14 protein-coding genes are annotated in these 16,427 nt (G+C 45.1%); 13 read left to right on the top strand and 1 reads right to left on the bottom strand.

What is annotated here, in order from left to right:
- The first annotated feature begins 2 nt into the window (after positions 1–2).
- The 13 genes from ppsE to nrnB all read left to right on the top strand — a co-directional run bounded on the left by ppsE (position 3) and on the right by nrnB (position 15,727).
- Positions 3–3,842, top strand: coding sequence for a plipastatin non-ribosomal peptide synthetase PpsE (gene ppsE, locus MHB62_RS09750; RefSeq protein WP_080015512.1), 3,840 nt, complete (start codon positions 3–5; stop codon positions 3,840–3,842).
- A gap of 110 nt (positions 3,843–3,952) precedes the next feature.
- Positions 3,953–4,345, top strand: coding sequence for a DUF1360 domain-containing protein (locus MHB62_RS09745; RefSeq protein ID WP_003231518.1), 393 nt, complete (start codon positions 3,953–3,955; stop codon positions 4,343–4,345).
- A 135-nt stretch (positions 4,346–4,480) separates the two neighbouring features.
- Positions 4,481–6,013, top strand: a complete 1,533-nt coding sequence (locus MHB62_RS09740; RefSeq protein ID WP_003231519.1) for a glycoside hydrolase family 10 protein — start codon at positions 4,481–4,483, stop codon at positions 6,011–6,013.
- Positions 6,014–6,120: 107 nt separating this feature from the next.
- On the top strand, positions 6,121–6,294 hold the full coding sequence (locus MHB62_RS09735) for a hypothetical protein (RefSeq protein WP_009967352.1): 174 nt from the start codon (positions 6,121–6,123) through the stop codon (positions 6,292–6,294).
- Positions 6,284–6,589 (top strand): DUF5367 family protein, encoded by a 306-nt coding sequence (locus MHB62_RS09730; RefSeq protein ID WP_003245257.1) that lies wholly within the window; start codon positions 6,284–6,286, stop codon positions 6,587–6,589. Before MHB62_RS09735 ends, MHB62_RS09730 begins: the two co-directional genes overlap by 11 nt.
- Positions 6,590–6,679: 90 nt before the next feature.
- On the top strand, positions 6,680–7,822 hold the full coding sequence (locus MHB62_RS09725; RefSeq protein WP_003245114.1) for an acyl-CoA dehydrogenase: 1,143 nt from the start codon (positions 6,680–6,682) through the stop codon (positions 7,820–7,822).
- Between the two features lie 43 nt (positions 7,823–7,865).
- Positions 7,866–9,515, top strand: a complete 1,650-nt coding sequence (locus MHB62_RS09720) for an AMP-binding protein (RefSeq protein ID WP_003244755.1) — start codon at positions 7,866–7,868, stop codon at positions 9,513–9,515.
- A gap of 9 nt (positions 9,516–9,524) precedes the next feature.
- Positions 9,525–10,859 (top strand): acetyl-CoA carboxylase biotin carboxylase subunit, encoded by a 1,335-nt coding sequence (locus MHB62_RS09715; RefSeq protein WP_003231523.1) that lies wholly within the window; start codon positions 9,525–9,527, stop codon positions 10,857–10,859.
- 14 nt (positions 10,860–10,873) lie between these two features.
- Complete coding sequence (locus MHB62_RS09710) at positions 10,874–11,095, top strand: acetyl-CoA carboxylase biotin carboxyl carrier protein subunit (protein WP_003245519.1); 222 nt, start codon at positions 10,874–10,876, stop codon at positions 11,093–11,095.
- A 14-nt stretch (positions 11,096–11,109) separates the two neighbouring features.
- A complete protein-coding gene (ldeG, locus tag MHB62_RS09705; protein ID WP_003231525.1) occupies positions 11,110–12,009 on the top strand; it encodes a hydroxymethylglutaryl-CoA lyase in 900 nt (299 codons plus the stop codon).
- A 20-nt stretch (positions 12,010–12,029) separates the two neighbouring features.
- Positions 12,030–12,812: an enoyl-CoA hydratase gene (locus tag MHB62_RS09700; protein WP_003231526.1), complete on the top strand. Its 783-nt coding sequence runs from the start codon at positions 12,030–12,032 to the stop codon at positions 12,810–12,812.
- 10 nt (positions 12,813–12,822) lie between these two features.
- Positions 12,823–14,358: an acyl-CoA carboxylase subunit beta gene (locus tag MHB62_RS09695; RefSeq protein WP_003231527.1), complete on the top strand. Its 1,536-nt coding sequence runs from the start codon at positions 12,823–12,825 to the stop codon at positions 14,356–14,358.
- 169 nt (positions 14,359–14,527) lie between these two features.
- Positions 14,528–15,727 carry an oligoribonuclease NrnB gene (gene nrnB, locus MHB62_RS09690; protein ID WP_003245472.1) on the top strand — a complete coding sequence of 400 codons (1,200 nt, stop codon included), beginning with the start codon at positions 14,528–14,530 and terminating at the stop codon, positions 15,725–15,727.
- Positions 15,728–15,775: 48 nt separating this feature from the next.
- Here nrnB and MHB62_RS09685 read toward each other — a convergent pair whose 3' ends face one another.
- Positions 15,776–16,372: a DedA family protein gene (locus MHB62_RS09685; RefSeq protein ID WP_003231529.1), complete on the bottom strand. Its 597-nt coding sequence runs from the start codon at positions 16,370–16,372 to the stop codon at positions 15,776–15,778.
- Between the last annotated feature and the right edge of the window lie 55 nt (positions 16,373–16,427).

Here is a 16,427-nt window from a genome sequence, read left to right as displayed (position 1 = left end):
CCGTGAAGAAAGGTGCAGACACTATGAATACCATTAAAAAAATCAAGAACATTTATCCTCTGAGTCATATGCAGGAAGGGATGCTGTTTCATTCCTTCCTCCGTAAAGAGGAGGGGGCGTATGTTGAGCAGTCGCTCTTCACCATTAAAGGAAGCCTCAGCTATGACTGGTTCCAGCGCAGCATTCAAGCCATTATCGACCGCCATGATATTTTCAGAACCGTGTTTTTGCCGCACGTCCCGCATTTGTCGGGACCTCGGCAAGTCGTGATGACAGAACGTGAATTCCATTTGAACAGCGAAGACATTTCTCATCTGCCGACAAACGACCAGAATGAGTATATTGAACGCTTTAAAGAGAAGGACAAGCAAAAAGGCTTTGATCTGCAAAAAGACATGCTGATGCGGATTTCTCTATTCAAAACAGCTAAAGATGAGCATGTCTGTATCTGGAGTCACCATCACATTTTAATGGACGGATGGTGCCTAGGTATCGTTATGCAGGAATTTATGCAAATTTATCAATCGATTCATGCAGGAAAACCGCTTTCATTAGACCCTGTCCGTCCGTACAGCACCTATATTTCATGGCTGACAAACCGAGACAAAGAAAAAGCAGCGGCCTACTGGGATACCTATTTAAAAAACTACAGCGCTCCATCACCTCTGCCTCGTGTGTCTGATAAAGAAACAAAAGAAGGTTATCACCGTGAAGATTTGATATTTTCATTAAATAAACCACTGACAGACAAGCTGAAAGAGACTGCCAAACAACACGGCGTCACGCTCGCTACCCTTATTCAGGCAGTCTGGGGTGTGATGCTGCAGCAATATAACCGCACAGACGACGTTGTGTTTGGCGCAGTTGTATCAGGAAGACCGTCAGAAATCCCAGGCGTGGAGCAAATGATAGGGTTGTTTATCAATACCATACCGATTCGAATTAAAACACACCAAGACGAAACGTTTCACGAGCTGCTCATACGCTGCCAGAAAGAAATGCTGGAAGCTGAGCCGTTTACCTGCCAGCCTTTATTTGATATTCAGGCAAACACCGCATTAAAACAGGAACTGATTGATCACATTATCGTCTTTGAAAACTATCCGTTACAGCAGAAAATCGCCGATTCCGCTGATCAAACCGATTCACCGCTGCAAATCGATCAAGTTCAAGTATCCGAGCAATCAGGATATAACTTTAATCTTGTCGTTGCTCCTGGCGAAGAGCTTGTCATCAAGTTCAGCTATAATGCATTCGTTTACGATGCTGCCTGGATCAGCTGTATCAAGAGGCAATTTACGCAAGCGCTTAGCACAGCTGCACAGCACCCTCATATGCCAATTGCTGATTTTTCTTTTCTTGATGCAACAGAAAAAGAGCAGATTGTCACACAGTTCAACAATACAAAAACGGAGTATCCAAAGAATCATACAATTATCGATTTATTTCGCGAACAAGCAGAAAAGACGCCAGACCATACCGCACTTGTGTATGGCAATATGTCTATTTCGTATAAAGAGCTTGATAAACGCTCTAATGCGCTCGCCAGAGAGTTAATTCAAAAGGGATTTCGGAAAAACGAGACAGCCGGAATATTGGCTGCACATTCTCCCGAATTCATGATCAGTGTGCTTGCCGTATTAAAAGCAGGGGGAGCATACCTCCCGCTTGATGCGGAGCTTCCGCCTGAACGAGTCAGCTTTATGCTTGAGGAAACGCAGGCAAAAATGCTGATTGTTCAAAAGGGATTGGAGCAAAACGCTGCGTTCTCAGGAACATGTATCATTTCAGATGCGCAGGGATTGATGGAAGAGAACGATATCCCTATTAATATCAGCTCCAGCCCGGATGATCTTGCGTACATCATGTATACCTCAGGATCAACAGGCCGGCCGAAAGGGGTCATGATCACGAATCGCAATGTCGTGTCCCTTGTCAGAAACAGCAATTACACGTCTGCGTCCGGTGATGACCGGTTTATTATGACTGGATCTATCAGCTTTGACGCCGTCACCTTTGAAATGTTCGGGGCACTTTTAAATGGCGCAAGCCTTCATATCATTGATAAATCGACAATGCTGACACCTGATCGGTTTGGAGCGTATTTGCTTGAAAATGACATTACAGTGCTATTTTTAACGACAGCTCTTTTTAATCAGCTGGCACAGGTACGAGCTGACATGTTTCGCGGACTCCATACGTTATATGTCGGAGGAGAAGCACTCTCTCCTGCCCTGATGAATGCCGTCAGACACGCCTGTCCAGATCTCGCGCTTCATAATATTTACGGGCCAACGGAAAACACGACTTTTTCAACCTTTTTTGAAATGAAGAGAGACTATGCGGGGCCGATTCCGATTGGAAAACCAATCAGTAATAGCACCGCTTACATCTTAGATACAAAAGGACGTCTTTTGCCAATAGGCGTTCCCGGCGAGCTTTGTGTTGGCGGTGATGGAGTCGCTAAAGGCTATTTGAACAGAGTAGATCTGACAAATGCTGTGTTTTCTCCTCATCCTTTCTTGCCTGGAGAAAGAATATACCGTACCGGTGATTTGGCGCGCTGGCTGCCTGATGGAAACTTAGAATACATCAGCAGAATTGACAGGCAAATGAAAATCCGCGGAAAACGAATTGAGCCTGCCGAAATAGAAGCGCGCCTGTTAGAAATGGAAGGCGTTCAAGAAGCAGCAGTGACATTGAGAGAAAAAGATGGAGAGGCGCAGCTGTACACTCATTACGTCGGTGATCACAAAAAAACAGATACGGATTTTCGCGCCGATTTGGCGCGTGTGCTTCCAGACTATATGATCCCGCAGCACTGGGTGCGTGTGGAGCGGATGCCGCTTACCGGAAACGGAAAAATAGACCGCAGCGCGCTGCCTATTCCAGAAAATAAGCCTGCCAAACGACAGAACATCATATTGCCAAGAAACTTGGTTGAAGAAGAATTGGCGAACATTTGGAAGCAAGTCCTCGGTGTTAACACAATCAGTATTGATGATGACTTCTTTGCTATTGGCGGACATTCACTAAAAGCACTGCAAGTCATACATACACTAAAACATCAGCAGAACATTGACATACCGATTGATTTCTTGTTCGAACATCCGACAATCGCTCAGCTTGCCGAAAAACTTTATTCTAAACAGCTGACAGCAGCAAATGAACAGCATGTGATCAAACTGAACCAGCACGGCGCGCAAAATCTTTTCTGCTTCCCGCCGATATCGGGATTTGGCATTTATTTTAAAGACCTTGCTTTATTGCTGAATGAGAAGGCAGCCGTATACGGGTTTCACTTTATTGAACAAGACACCCGCATTGAACAATATGTTAATTGCATGACGGACATACAGCCTGAGGGCCCATACGTTTTATTAGGCTACTCTGCAGGCGGAAACCTGGCTTTTGAAGTGGCACAGGCTATGGAGCGCAAAGGATTAGAAGTCAGCGACTTCATTATCGTGGACGCTTATCTAAAAGAACAGCCTTTGCCTATCGATACCGGTAATGACGAATCTGCAGCATATCTGCCTGAAGCAGTCAGAGAAAAGGTGATGAAGAAAAAAAGAAACTATCAGGAATATTGGGCACAATTGCTGAATGAAGGGCACATCAAAGCAAGCATTCATTTCATCGAAGCTGGAATCCATCCCGAAACCAGCAAGAATACAGGCTTAACGAAATGGGAAGGCGCCTGCGGAAACTATAGTGAGTACACGGGTTTTGGCGCTCATAAAGACATGCTGGAAGGAACATATGCTGAAAAGAATGCCGACATCATCCTCGACATTTTAGAAAAGATCACTTCAAATCAAGTAATACTGCACAAACGATAAAGCGGATTAGCGGACAGAGGCCATTCTCTGTCCGTCTTTCTTTTTGTATCAAGAATGGATAAGGGACACTTGGGAATGATAACATCATCCTTTTTCTTGGAGGCTTCTCAATGGACCGTCTTTCTTTTCTAACTTTTATCATGCTGATTCTAGCCAGTTACAGGCTGACACATTTGATTGTATTTGACAAAATCACAGAATTTATCCGAAAACCTTTTATGAAAAAGAAAAGGATTGTTGATCAAAACGGGCATGTAGATGAAAAAAGCGTGCCGGCTTCTAACTTTGGATACATGCTCAATTGCTACTGGTGTGCCGGTGTTTGGTGTGCCATCTTGATCGGACTTGGCTATCTTTTTTTGCCTCGTATTGCAATACCGCTGATCTTTATTTTAGCCATTGCCGGAGCACAAGCGATCCTTGAAACGGCTGTCGGTGTCGGCGTAAAACTTATTGATGTGTTAAAAAGTCTGCAAACCATGATGAATGATAAAAAGTCCTAAAAGCGGTTCACAACATGCTTTAGGACTTTTTTCGTTTATTTAGTGAGATAGACATTCTGTTAATCACCCTTTTATAGCCCGGGAATACCGTAATAGCGAATAGTGAAAGTGATGTAATGGGGGAGAAGAAACAGAATGAAGGTTTGCCAAAAGTCGATTGTCCGTTTCCTTGTCAGCTTGATCATCGGAACGTTTGTCATTTCCGTTCCGTTTATGGCCAATGCGCAGTCTGACAGGGAGCTGAGAGCCGTATGGATTGCTTCCGTATTAAATATTGATTGGCCGTCCAAAAAAGGGTTATCTGTGAAAGAGCAAAAACAGGAGTATATCAAACTGCTGGACGATGTGCAAAAAATGGGAATGAATGCCGTTATCGTTCAGATTAAACCGACGGCTGATGCCTTTTATCCGTCAGCTTACGGGCCTTGGTCGGAATACTTAACCGGTGTCCAAGGGAAGGACCCCGGCTATGATCCTCTTGCATTTATGATTGAAGAAACCCATAAACGAAATTTGGAATTTCACGCGTGGTTTAATCCTTACCGTATTACAATGAATCATACAGATCTTAATAAATTGTCTGAGGATCACCCGGCAAGAAAACATCCAGATTGGGTTGCCGCCTATGGAAACCAGCTGTATTATCATCCAGGCATTCCAGAAGCGAGAGATTTTATCGTCAAAGGCATTGAAGAAGTCGTAAAACATTATGATATCGATGCTGTTCATATGGATGATTATTTTTACCCTTATAAAATAGCGGGACAGGAATTTCCTGATCAAGCACAGTACGAACAATACGGAAAAGACGCTTTTTCTAATATCGATGACTGGCGGCGGGACAATGTGAACCAGCTTGTCAAACAAATCAACCAAACAATTAAAGCTGCAAAACCGTATGTCAAATTCGGCATCAGTCCCTTTGGAGTATGGAGAAACGCCGCAGATGACCCGACCGGATCGAATACAAAAGCAGGCGTCAGAAATTATGACGATCTATATGCAGACACAAGGCATTGGATCCAAGAAGGCGACATCGATTATATTGCTCCGCAAATTTATTGGAGTATCGGCTTTAACGCAGCGGCTTACGACGTGCTGGCTGATTGGTGGAGCAATGAAGTCAAAAATAGGCCTGTTCACTTATATATTGGCCAGGCAGCATATAAAATCAATAACAATTTTGATCCGCCTTGGTCCGATCCTGAGGAATATGTGCGGCAAATCACTTTGAACCGCCAGCTTGAACTGGTGAAAGGAAGCATGCATTTCAGCCTCAAGGACCTCAACAAAAATCCGCTTGGCATCAAAGACAGTCTCAGCACCGATCTTTACAGCAAGCCGGCACTGGTTCCGCAAATGCCTTGGCTTGACAATACCGCCCCAAAAAAACCGAAGCTTACGAAAGTCACCGAAGACAAAAACGGCAATCTTCTGCAGATTAAAGATCACCCATCAAATCAAAAAACGAAAGAAACAGCCTATTATGCGATATACAGAGCCGAAGGGAAAAAGCAGAGAACATTGCTGGCAACGCAAAGAAAAACACATGAGCAGCAAACCTTCTTAGATAACACGGCAGATCCCAACAAGAAATATACGTATTATGTCACTTCAGCAGACCGGCTTCATAACGAAAGCAAAGCTTCCAAACGAACAACAAAATAAGAAATGAGAAGGACGGCTTTCTAAGTCGTCTTTTTTTAAAAAGTGATTTTGGGACAGGAAACGATGGTAAACCGCTGAATTTTTTAAAAAACAAAGGTGAGATTCACATGAATATGGAGGCGGTGTTTGGACATTTACCATTATTGGAATCTGAGAAACTAGTACTAAATAAAAATAAAATCGAAGAGAAACACGTACAGGACGTGTTTTACGTTTTCATTTCTAGTCTGGTTAGGTGCCACATTATTTTTTGTGCTGTTCGGAGATGCTGTGTTGACTGATCCGGCTGAAGAAGCCTTTTTGCCGAACTTTCTTCTCTTGGGAGCGGGCACTGCTCTTGTTTTATGCCTTGTGTTCTTTCTCTATCAAAAACTCGATCAATCACAGTTCGCGGTGATCAAGCTAGGTATATGGGGATCAGCGGTCGGTTTATTGATGGATACGATTTCCCTTTGGAATCTTCCCCTCATCTTCCCGGCTTTATCAAAGGGCCAAGTTATTGCGTTTACGATATGGATGGTATGCGCCTACTGCATGTATTTGCTCATCCCGCTGATATTATCACATAAAAAATGATTCAGTTTTAATTTTCAGACTTTTCTTGTCAGGGAATGATTATAGAACTCGCCTAATAGGATGTTACAAAGATGTGAAGGAGGAAACGATGTGAATTTTGAGCTGACAAAAGAACAACAAATGGTGCGTGAAATGGTAAAAGATTTTGCGAAAAAAGAAATTGCTCCTCACGCTGAACATGTAGATCAAACAGGCGAGTTCCCGATGCAAACATTTAAAAAAATGGGTGAACTCGGTCTGATGGGTATTCCATTTCCAGAAGAATACGGCGGATCTGGCGGTGATACGATTTCATATGCCTTAGCGGTTGAAGAAGTCGGCAAAGCCTGCGGCAGTACTGGATTAAGCTATGCTGCAGCGGTCTCGCTAGGCGCAAGCCCTCTTTACTACTTCGGAACAGAAGAGCAAAAACAGACGCATTTGACGCCGCTGGCTTCAGGCACAGCACTCGGATCATTCGGCCTGACGGAGCCAAATGCCGGCTCAGATGCAGGAGGCACTCAAACAAAAGCGATTTCAAATGGTGACGAGTATGTAATCAACGGCGAAAAGTGCTGGATCACTAATGCAAGCTACGCACGCACAGTTATTGTAACCGCCGTAACAGGCAAAAACAAAGACGGAAAAAACATCATCTCCGCATTAATCGTGCCAACTGACACACCAGGACTTACGATTACGAGCCCGTACGATAAAATGGGCGTCCGCGGTTCGAATACAGCGGAAATCTTGCTTGAAGATGTAAGAGTGCCTGCGGCCAACTTACTTGGCGATCCAACAAAAGGGTTTAAACAGTTTCTATATACGCTGGATGGTGGTCGAATCTCCATCGCTGCTCTTGCAGTCGGCATTGCCCAAGCGGCCCTTGACGCATCATTGGCATATGCGAAAGAGCGAAAGCAGTTTGGACAGCCGATTTCTTCCTTTCAAGCGATTCAATTTAAGCTTGCTGACATGGCGATGGAAATTGATCTGGCACGGCAAATGGTGTTAAAAGCCGCCTGGCTGAAAGATCATAACCGCCCGTTCACCAAAGAAGCGGCGTACGCCAAGCTATTCGCATCTGAAATGGCGACAAGAGCTTGCAATCAAGCCATTCAAATCCATGGAGGTTCAGGCTATATGAAAGAGTATGGGGTGGAACGGATGCTGCGGGACGCAAAATTAATGGAAATCGGTGAAGGCACATCTGAAATTCAGCGTCTCGTGATCGCCAGACAGCTTTTAAAATAAAAATGTAAACGCTTTCCTATCATTAAGAAAGGAGGAACAATGAATGGCTGAACTCATCCATTCCACAATCGGCAGGCTGCTGGAACAAACAGCTGATGCGTATCCCGATCGAGATGCTGTTGTGTATCCAGACCGAAATATCCGCTATACGTACGCTCAATTTGACAGTCTGTGCCGTCAAACCGCTAAAGGTCTCATGCGGATGGGGATTGGAAAAGGAGACCACGTCGCCATATGGGCTTCTAATATCTCTGAATGGCTTGCCGTCCAGTTCGCAACTGCGAAGATCGGAGCCGTGCTCGTGACCGTCAATACCAATTATCAAGCACATGAGCTTGATTACTTGTTAAAGCAATCGGATGCCGCGGCGCTTATTATCATGGATTCATACAGGGGCACTTCTTATCCAGACATCGTGAACAGTTTAATTCCAGAACTGCAAGAAGCAAAGCCCGGCCAACTGAAATCTGAACGCTATCCCTTTTTAAAAACGCTGATCTATATTGGCAATAAACGATTGTCTGGCATGTATCATTGGGACGATACAGAGATATTGGCGAAAACAGTGACAGATGCTGAGCTTGAAGAGAGAATGAACAGCCTGGATAAAGACAATGTGATTAATATGCAATACACATCAGGAACGACAGGGTTTCCAAAAGGCGTGATGCTGACCCATTTCAATGTCATCAATAACGCTGCTAATATCGCTGAATGTATGGCTTTAACCTCTCAAGACCGCATGTGCATCCCTGTTCCGTTTTTTCACTGCTTTGGATGCGTCCTTGGGGTTTTGGCATGTGTATCCGTCGGGGCAGCCATGATACCCGTGCAAGAATTTGATCCCGTTACCGTCCTTAAAACGGTAGAAAAAGAGAAATGCACAGTGCTCCATGGTGTGCCTACCATGTTTATCGCCGAGCTGCATCATCCGGATTTTGATGCATATGATCTATCGACGCTCCGAACAGGAATCATGGCCGGCTCTCCCTGTCCAAGTGAAGTGATGAAAGCTGTGATTGAAAGGATGGGCATGAAAGACATTACGATCGCCTATGGACAAACCGAAGCCTCGCCAGTCATTACACAAACGAGAGCAAATGATTCCTTCATAAGAAGAGTCGAAACAACCGGCCGTGCCCTGCCACATACTGAGGTGAAAATTGTAGAACCCGGGACATGTCAAGAAGTTCAAAGAGGCATGCAGGGAGAACTGTGCACCCGTGGCTATCACGTCATGAAAGGCTATTATAAAGACAAAGATGCGACCAGAAAAGCAATCAATCATGACGGATGGCTGTTTACCGGAGATCTTGCTGTCATGGATGAAGACGGGTACTGCCGCATCACCGGAAGATTAAAAGATATGCTCATCAGAGGCGGCGAGAACATTTATCCGCGGGAAATTGAAGAATTTTTATACCAGCATCCCGCTGTTTTAGATGTACAGGTGGTTGGTGTGCCTGACGCCAAATTCGGGGAGGAAGCTGCAGCCTGGATTAAACTGAAAGACGGTAAAAGCGTTTCACCTGATGAGCTTAAAGCCTATTGCAAAGGGAAAATCGCCCGCCACAAAATTCCGCGTTATGTTATTTTTACGGATGACTATCCGATGACGGCCTCAGGCAAAATTCAAAAATATAAACTGCGAGAAAAAACGATTGAAATGTTCAACTTATCATCAAGTCAATGAGGTGAAATCATGTTTACAAAAGTACTGATCGCCAACCGCGGTGAAATTGCAATGAGAATTATCCGAACATGCAGCCGTCTCGGCATTAAAACGGTCGCTGTTTATTCAGAAGCAGACAAGGACGCGCCCCATACAAAAGCCGCTACAGAGGCATATTTGATCGGGGAATCGAGAGTCAGTGAAAGTTATTTAAATATAGAGAGAATCATAAAGACGGCGAAAAAAGCAAAAGCCGACGCGATCCACCCGGGATATGGATTGTTATCAGAAAACAGCCGGTTCGCTGAACGCTGCAAGCAAGAAAACATCGTGTTTATCGGACCTTCCCCTGATATCATCGCAAAGATGGGCAGCAAAATTGAAGCGCGAAAAGCAATGGAGGCTGCAGGTGTCCCTGTGGTGCCGGGCGTTTCTGAATCCCTCGGAGATATAGAGGCAGCCTGCCGCACCGCAAGTCAAATCGGCTATCCTGTCATGCTGAAAGCTTCAGCGGGCGGAGGCGGCATCGGAATGCAGCGTGTTGAAAATGAAGAAGCATTAAAAAAAGCGTACGAGGGAAACAAAAAGCGCGCAGCAGATTTTTTCGGTGACGGGTCTATGTATATAGAAAAAGTTATTGAACATGCGCGCCACATCGAGGTTCAGCTTTTGGCCGATCAACACGGCCATACAGTACATCTGTTTGAACGTGATTGCTCTGTTCAGAGGCGCCACCAAAAAGTCATTGAAGAAGCACCGTCTCCATTTGTAGACGATGAACTAAGAATGAAGATCGGTCAAACAGCGGTAAAAGCAGCGAAGGCAATCGGCTATACGAACGCAGGCACCATCGAATTTATAGTTGACCAGAAACAAAATTTTTATTTCCTCGAAATGAATACGAGACTGCAAGTTGAACACCCCGTGACTGAAGAAATAACAGGCCTGGACTTAGTTGAGCAGCAGCTGCGGATTGCTGCGGGCCATACACTCACATTCTCCCAAAAAGACATCCAACGGAACGGGCATGCGATAGAGGTTCGAATATACGCGGAAGATCCCAAGACCTTCTTCCCGTCACCAGGTACGATCACTGCGTTTTCACTTCCTGACCAAAAAGGAGTCAGACACGAATGTGCGGTAGCAAAAGACAGCACCGTTACCCCTTTTTATGACCCGATGATCGCTAAGATGATTGTCAAAGGCCAAACCAGAACAGAAGCAATTGAAAAACTAGAGACAGCGCTTCGCGACTATCGTGTAGAGGGAATCAAAACAAACCTTCCGCTCCTCATACAGGCTGCGGCAACAAAGGCATTTAAAGAAGGGGATGTCACGACTGACTTTTTGAAACAGCACCTATAAAGGAGGCAGTTGTCATGACGGTTAGCATACAAATGGCAGGAAACCTGTGGAAAGTCCACGTCAAAGCCGGCGACCAAATCGAAAAGGGCCAGGAGGTAGCCATTTTGGAATCGATGAAAATGGAAATCCCGATCGTTGCAGATAGAAGCGGAATCGTAAAAGAAGTCAAAAAAAAGGAAGGCGACTTTGTAAATGAAGGAGACGTACTGCTCGAACTGAGCAATTCCACTCAATAATTTGGAGGAAGACCATGCCATATCCTAAAAAAGTGACAATCAAAGAAGTCGGCCCGCGTGATGGCTTACAAAACGAGCCCGTTTGGATCGCAACAGAGGATAAAATAACCTGGATCAACCAGCTTTCCCGGACAGGGCTGTCGTATATTGAAATCACATCCTTCGTTCACCCGAAATGGATTCCGGCGCTTCGAGATGCTATCGATGTAGCAAAAGGCATCGACCGAGAAAAAGGGGTAACGTACGCGGCACTTGTCCCGAATCAAAGAGGACTGGAGAATGCACTTGAAGGAGGCATTAACGAGGCTTGCGTTTTTATGTCCGCCAGCGAGACGCACAACAGAAAAAACATCAATAAATCCACTTCTGAATCCCTCCATATACTCAAACAAGTAAACAACGACGCACAAAAAGCAAACCTCACAACAAGAGCCTACCTCTCGACTGTTTTCGGCTGTCCGTACGAAAAAGATGTCCCCATTGAACAAGTCATTCGCCTTTCAGAAGCTCTATTTGAATTTGGGATTTCTGAACTGTCGCTTGGAGATACGATTGGAGCAGCTAATCCCGCCCAAGTGGAAACTGTACTTGAAGCTCTTTTGGCACGATTCCCGGCTAATCAAATTGCCCTGCATTTTCATGATACGAGAGGAACCGCTCTGGCCAACATGGTCACAGCACTCCAAATGGGCATCACGGTGTTCGACGGCTCGGCAGGCGGGCTTGGGGGATGCCCATATGCGCCAGGTTCATCAGGAAACGCCGCAACTGAGGATATCGTGTACATGCTTGAACAGATGGATATCAAAACAAATGTAAAGCTAGAAAAACTGCTATCTGCGGCCAAATGGATTGAAGAAAAAATGGGCAAACCGCTGCCGAGCAGAAATTTACAGGTGTTTAAATCATCTTGATAAAAGGGAGGACGCATACAATGGGAGATTCTATTCTTTTTACTGTTAAAAATGAACATATGGCGTTGATCACCTTAAACAGGCCTCAGGCAGCAAATGCTCTTTCAGCGGAAATGCTTAGAAACCTGCAAATGATTATCCAGGAAATTGAATTTAACTCAAACATCCGTTGCGTCATCCTCACAGGCACCGGTGAAAAAGCGTTTTGTGCAGGGGCAGACCTGAAGGAACGGATAAAACTGAAAGAAGATCAGGTTCTGGAAAGTGTATCTCTCATTCAAAGAACGGCGGCTTTACTTGATGCCTTGCCGCAGCCGGTCATAGCTGCGATAAATGGAAGCGCATTAGGCGGCGGACTAGAATTGGCATTGGCATGCGACCTTCGAATCGCAACTGAAGCAGCTGTGCTGGGACTTCCGGAAACAGGGTTAGCTATTATCCCGGGCGCTGGAGGGACCCAAAGGCTGCCCCGGCTGATTGGCAGAGGAAAAGCAAAAGAATTCATTTATACAGGCAGACGCGTGACCGCACACGAAGCAAAAGAAATCGGCCTTGTAGAGCATGTCACGGCTCCTTGTGACCTTATGCCAAAAGCAGAGGAACTGGCCGCAGCCATTTCTGCCAACGGACCGATCGCTGTCCGTCAGGCTAAATTTGCAATCAATAAAGGATTGGAGACAGATCTTGCTACAGGCCTTGCGATTGAACAAAAAGCGTATGAACAAACCATCCCGACAAAAGACAGGAGAGAAGGGCTTCAGGCCTTTCAAGAAAAAAGACGGGCCGTATACAAGGGAATATAAAAGGGAGGCAATGCTGATGGATTATGAAAAGGAACGAACAGAACGGGCTGAACGGATTCGAAAAGGCGGAGCGGAAAAGTATCATCAAAGCAATCGGGAAAAAGGCAAGCTCTTTGTCAGAGAGCGGCTTTCCCTTCTCTTTGACGATGACATTGAGCTAGAAGACGCTTTTTTTGCGGAATGTATGTCAGACGGGCTTCCCGCTGACGGAGTTGTAACCGCTATCGGCAAAATCGGCGGCCAAACCGTTTGCGTCATGGCGAATGATTCAACAGTGAAAGCGGGGTCATGGGGAGCAAAAACAGTTGAAAAAATCATCAGAATTCAAGAAATCGCCGAAAAATTAAACTGTCCGCTCATTTATTTAGTCGATTCGGCAGGCGCCCGAATTACCGACCAAATCAATGTCTTTCCAGGGAGACGCGGTGCAGGAAGAATTTTTTACAATCAAGTCAAATTATCGGGACGCATTCCGCAAATCTGTCTGCTTTTCGGACCATCTGCGGCAGGAGGCGCTTATATTCCGGCCTTCTGTGATATCGTCGTTATGGTAGACGGTAACGCCTCCATGTATTTAGGTTCGCCAAGGATGGCGGAAATGGTTATTGGAGAAAAAGTGTCTCTCGAAGAAATGGGTGGCGCCCGTATGCATTGCTCAATCTCCGGCTGCGGAGATATTCTTGCAGAAACTGAAGAAGAAGCCATACAGCTGGTGCGGGCTTATTTGTCTTACTTTCCGGCAAATTTTCAAGAAAAAGCGCCCATTCATGAGAAACGCCCGCCAAAACACTTCGAAACTCCGCTTGCCGACGTCATTCCGCAAAATCAAAACGCACCTTTTGATATGCATGAGCTCATTGAGCGGGTCATAGATGAAGACTCATTTTTTGAGATCAAAGCCTTATTTGCACCGGAATTATTGACGGGCCTCGCACGAATCCACGGACAGCCTGTCGGCATTGTTGCAAACCAGCCGAAGGTAAAAGGAGGCGTCTTATTCCACGATTCAGCAGACAAAGCGGCTAAGTTTATTACCTTATGTGACGCTTTTCATATCCCATTGCTGTTCTTAGCCGATATCCCCGGTTTTATGATTGGCACAAAAGTAGAACAGGCTGGGATTATCAGACACGGAGCGAAAATGATTTCTGCGATGTCGGAGGCAACTGTTCCAAAACTCTCTGTCATTGTCCGAAAAGCTTACGGGGCGGGGTTGTATGCAATGGCAGGGCCGGCATTTGAACCGGATTGCTGTCTAGCGCTCCCAACCGCCCAAATCGCCGTCATGGGCCCTGAGGCCGCTGTAAACGCTGTCTACGCTAAAAAAATCGCCGAGCTGCCAGAAGAAGAGAGAGCCGCATTTATCAGCAGCAAACGGGAGGAATACAAAGAGGACATCAATATCTACCGTCTGGCTTCAGAAATGATCATTGATGCTGTTATCCCAGCCAATTCGCTGCGTGATGAGCTGGCCAAACGGCTCAAGGCATACATGACAAAGGAAATGACATTTACCAATCGAAAGCATCCGGTTTATCCGGTGTAAAAGCAAGAACTTAGGAGCGCAAAAAAAGCGCTCCTTTATATATTTACAATAACAACATTATGTCAACTAATTACCATTGCATAAAACGCTTGGTTTTTTAGAATAGTAAATAAAGGCTGCCGCACCTCTAGCGGCAATTGTCAGTTTATCATAAAAAGGGGCCTACATTATGTATCATTTATATTCACATAACGACTTGGACGGAGTAGGATGCGGAATCGTAGCAAAATTGGCGTTCGGAAAAGACGTAGAGATCCGGTATAACTCTGTCAACGGCTTAAACGCACAGGTGCAGTACTTTTTAGAAAAAGCGAAGGAGAGCAACAGACAGGACGCGTTATTCATCACCGATCTCGCCGTCAATGAAGAAAACGAAGAGAGATTGAATGAGTATGTTCATGCAGGGGGCAAAGTGAAGCTCATTGACCATCATAAAACAGCCCTTCATTTGAATGAGCATGAATGGGGATTTGTCCAGGTGGAATACGATGATGGAAGGCTCACATCCGCGACATCGCTTTTATATGGCTATCTCATTGAAAATGGCTTCATGAAACCGACAAACGCCTTAGATCAATTCACAGAGCTCGTCCGCCAATACGATACATGGGAGTGGGAGCGGTACGATCAAAAACAGGCGAAGCGGCTTAATGATCTTTTCTTTTTGCTGTCAATCGATGAATTTGAAGCAAAAATGATCCAGCGCCTTTCCACGCATGACGAATTTTTCTTCGATGATTTTGAAGAAAAACTGCTTGATTTAGAAGACGAAAAAATCGAGCGCTACCTCCGCAGAAAGAAAAGGGAAATGGTACAAACCTTTGTTCACGAACACTGTGTAGGCATCGTTCACGCTGAATCGTACCATTCAGAGCTGGGGAACAGGCTAGGGAAAGATAACCCGCACCTCGATTACATTGCGATTTTGAGCATGGGGTCAAAACGAGTCAGTCTCCGCACCATTCATGATTACATCGATGTGTCAGAAATCGCCGGCCGATATGGCGGCGGAGGGCATGCAAAAGCGTCCGGCTGTTCAATAACCGATGAAGTATACGAGTTGTTTGTAGCTGAAGCTTTCCGTATTGATCCTGTACGGCCGGATGCCTTCCGTAACATCTATAATCTAAAGGGATCTGCGAATGGATCATTATATGAAAATCGCGCACAAATGAGATTTTTTCTTTTCCCTTTAGACAACGAATGGAATATTCAAATTAACGGAGAAACCCAAGACGAAACATTCGCAGCGTTTGAAGAGGCAGAATGGTTTATTAAGAGAAATTATGCCGCATCGCTCGTGCGGGATGAAGTGTTTGTCGCATTTTTAGCGGAGAATCTGAAGCTGGCAAATCAACATCGCAAGTAAAAAAATATGCATAGGGGAGCGTCAGTCACCCCTATGCATATCCGCTAGCTATCGTTTAAATATGGCTGTACGTTTCTTAATCACAAAATAAAGGGCTATCACGACAACAGCCAATATCATAATCGGTGTTGTATAAGTGCCTGCTATATTCTCAACATCATCCCACTGGCTTCCTAGCTGTATGCCTAAATAAACAAACAGGATAGACCATGGAATGATAGCAAGCACAGTCAGTACCACAAATTTGAGAAAAGGCATTCTGGCAATACCTGCCGGAATGGATATGGCATGTCTGACAACCGGTATAAAACGAGCCGAGAAGACAACTCCGGCGCCGTATTTCTGAAACCAGTTTTCCGACATATCGATATGATGCTTTTTAATCAATAAATACTTCCCGTATTTGTCCAGAAATGGCCTGCCGCCATAGCGACCGATCCAGTAAATAAAGATCTGGGCAATGGTGCCCCCGATAACACCCGCAATAATTGCGCCAATAAATCCAATCGTGCCCTCCGATACCATATAGCCGCCATAAGCTAATACAATCTCACTCGGAATGATTTCAATCATTAACCCAATCGCAATACCCGCATATCCCATGTTCGTCAGCCATGTTAAAATTTCGCTTATCAAACTGCCCACATTCTTCACAACCTGTCCTAATCTTTTTCACTATTATATGACTGATTGACGAGCA

Source organism: Bacillus sp. FSL K6-0255, from assembly GCF_045040725.1.
Taxonomy (GTDB): domain Bacteria; phylum Bacillota; class Bacilli; order Bacillales; family Bacillaceae; genus Bacillus; species Bacillus subtilis.
This window is presented reverse-complemented; position numbering and strand designations above follow the sequence as displayed.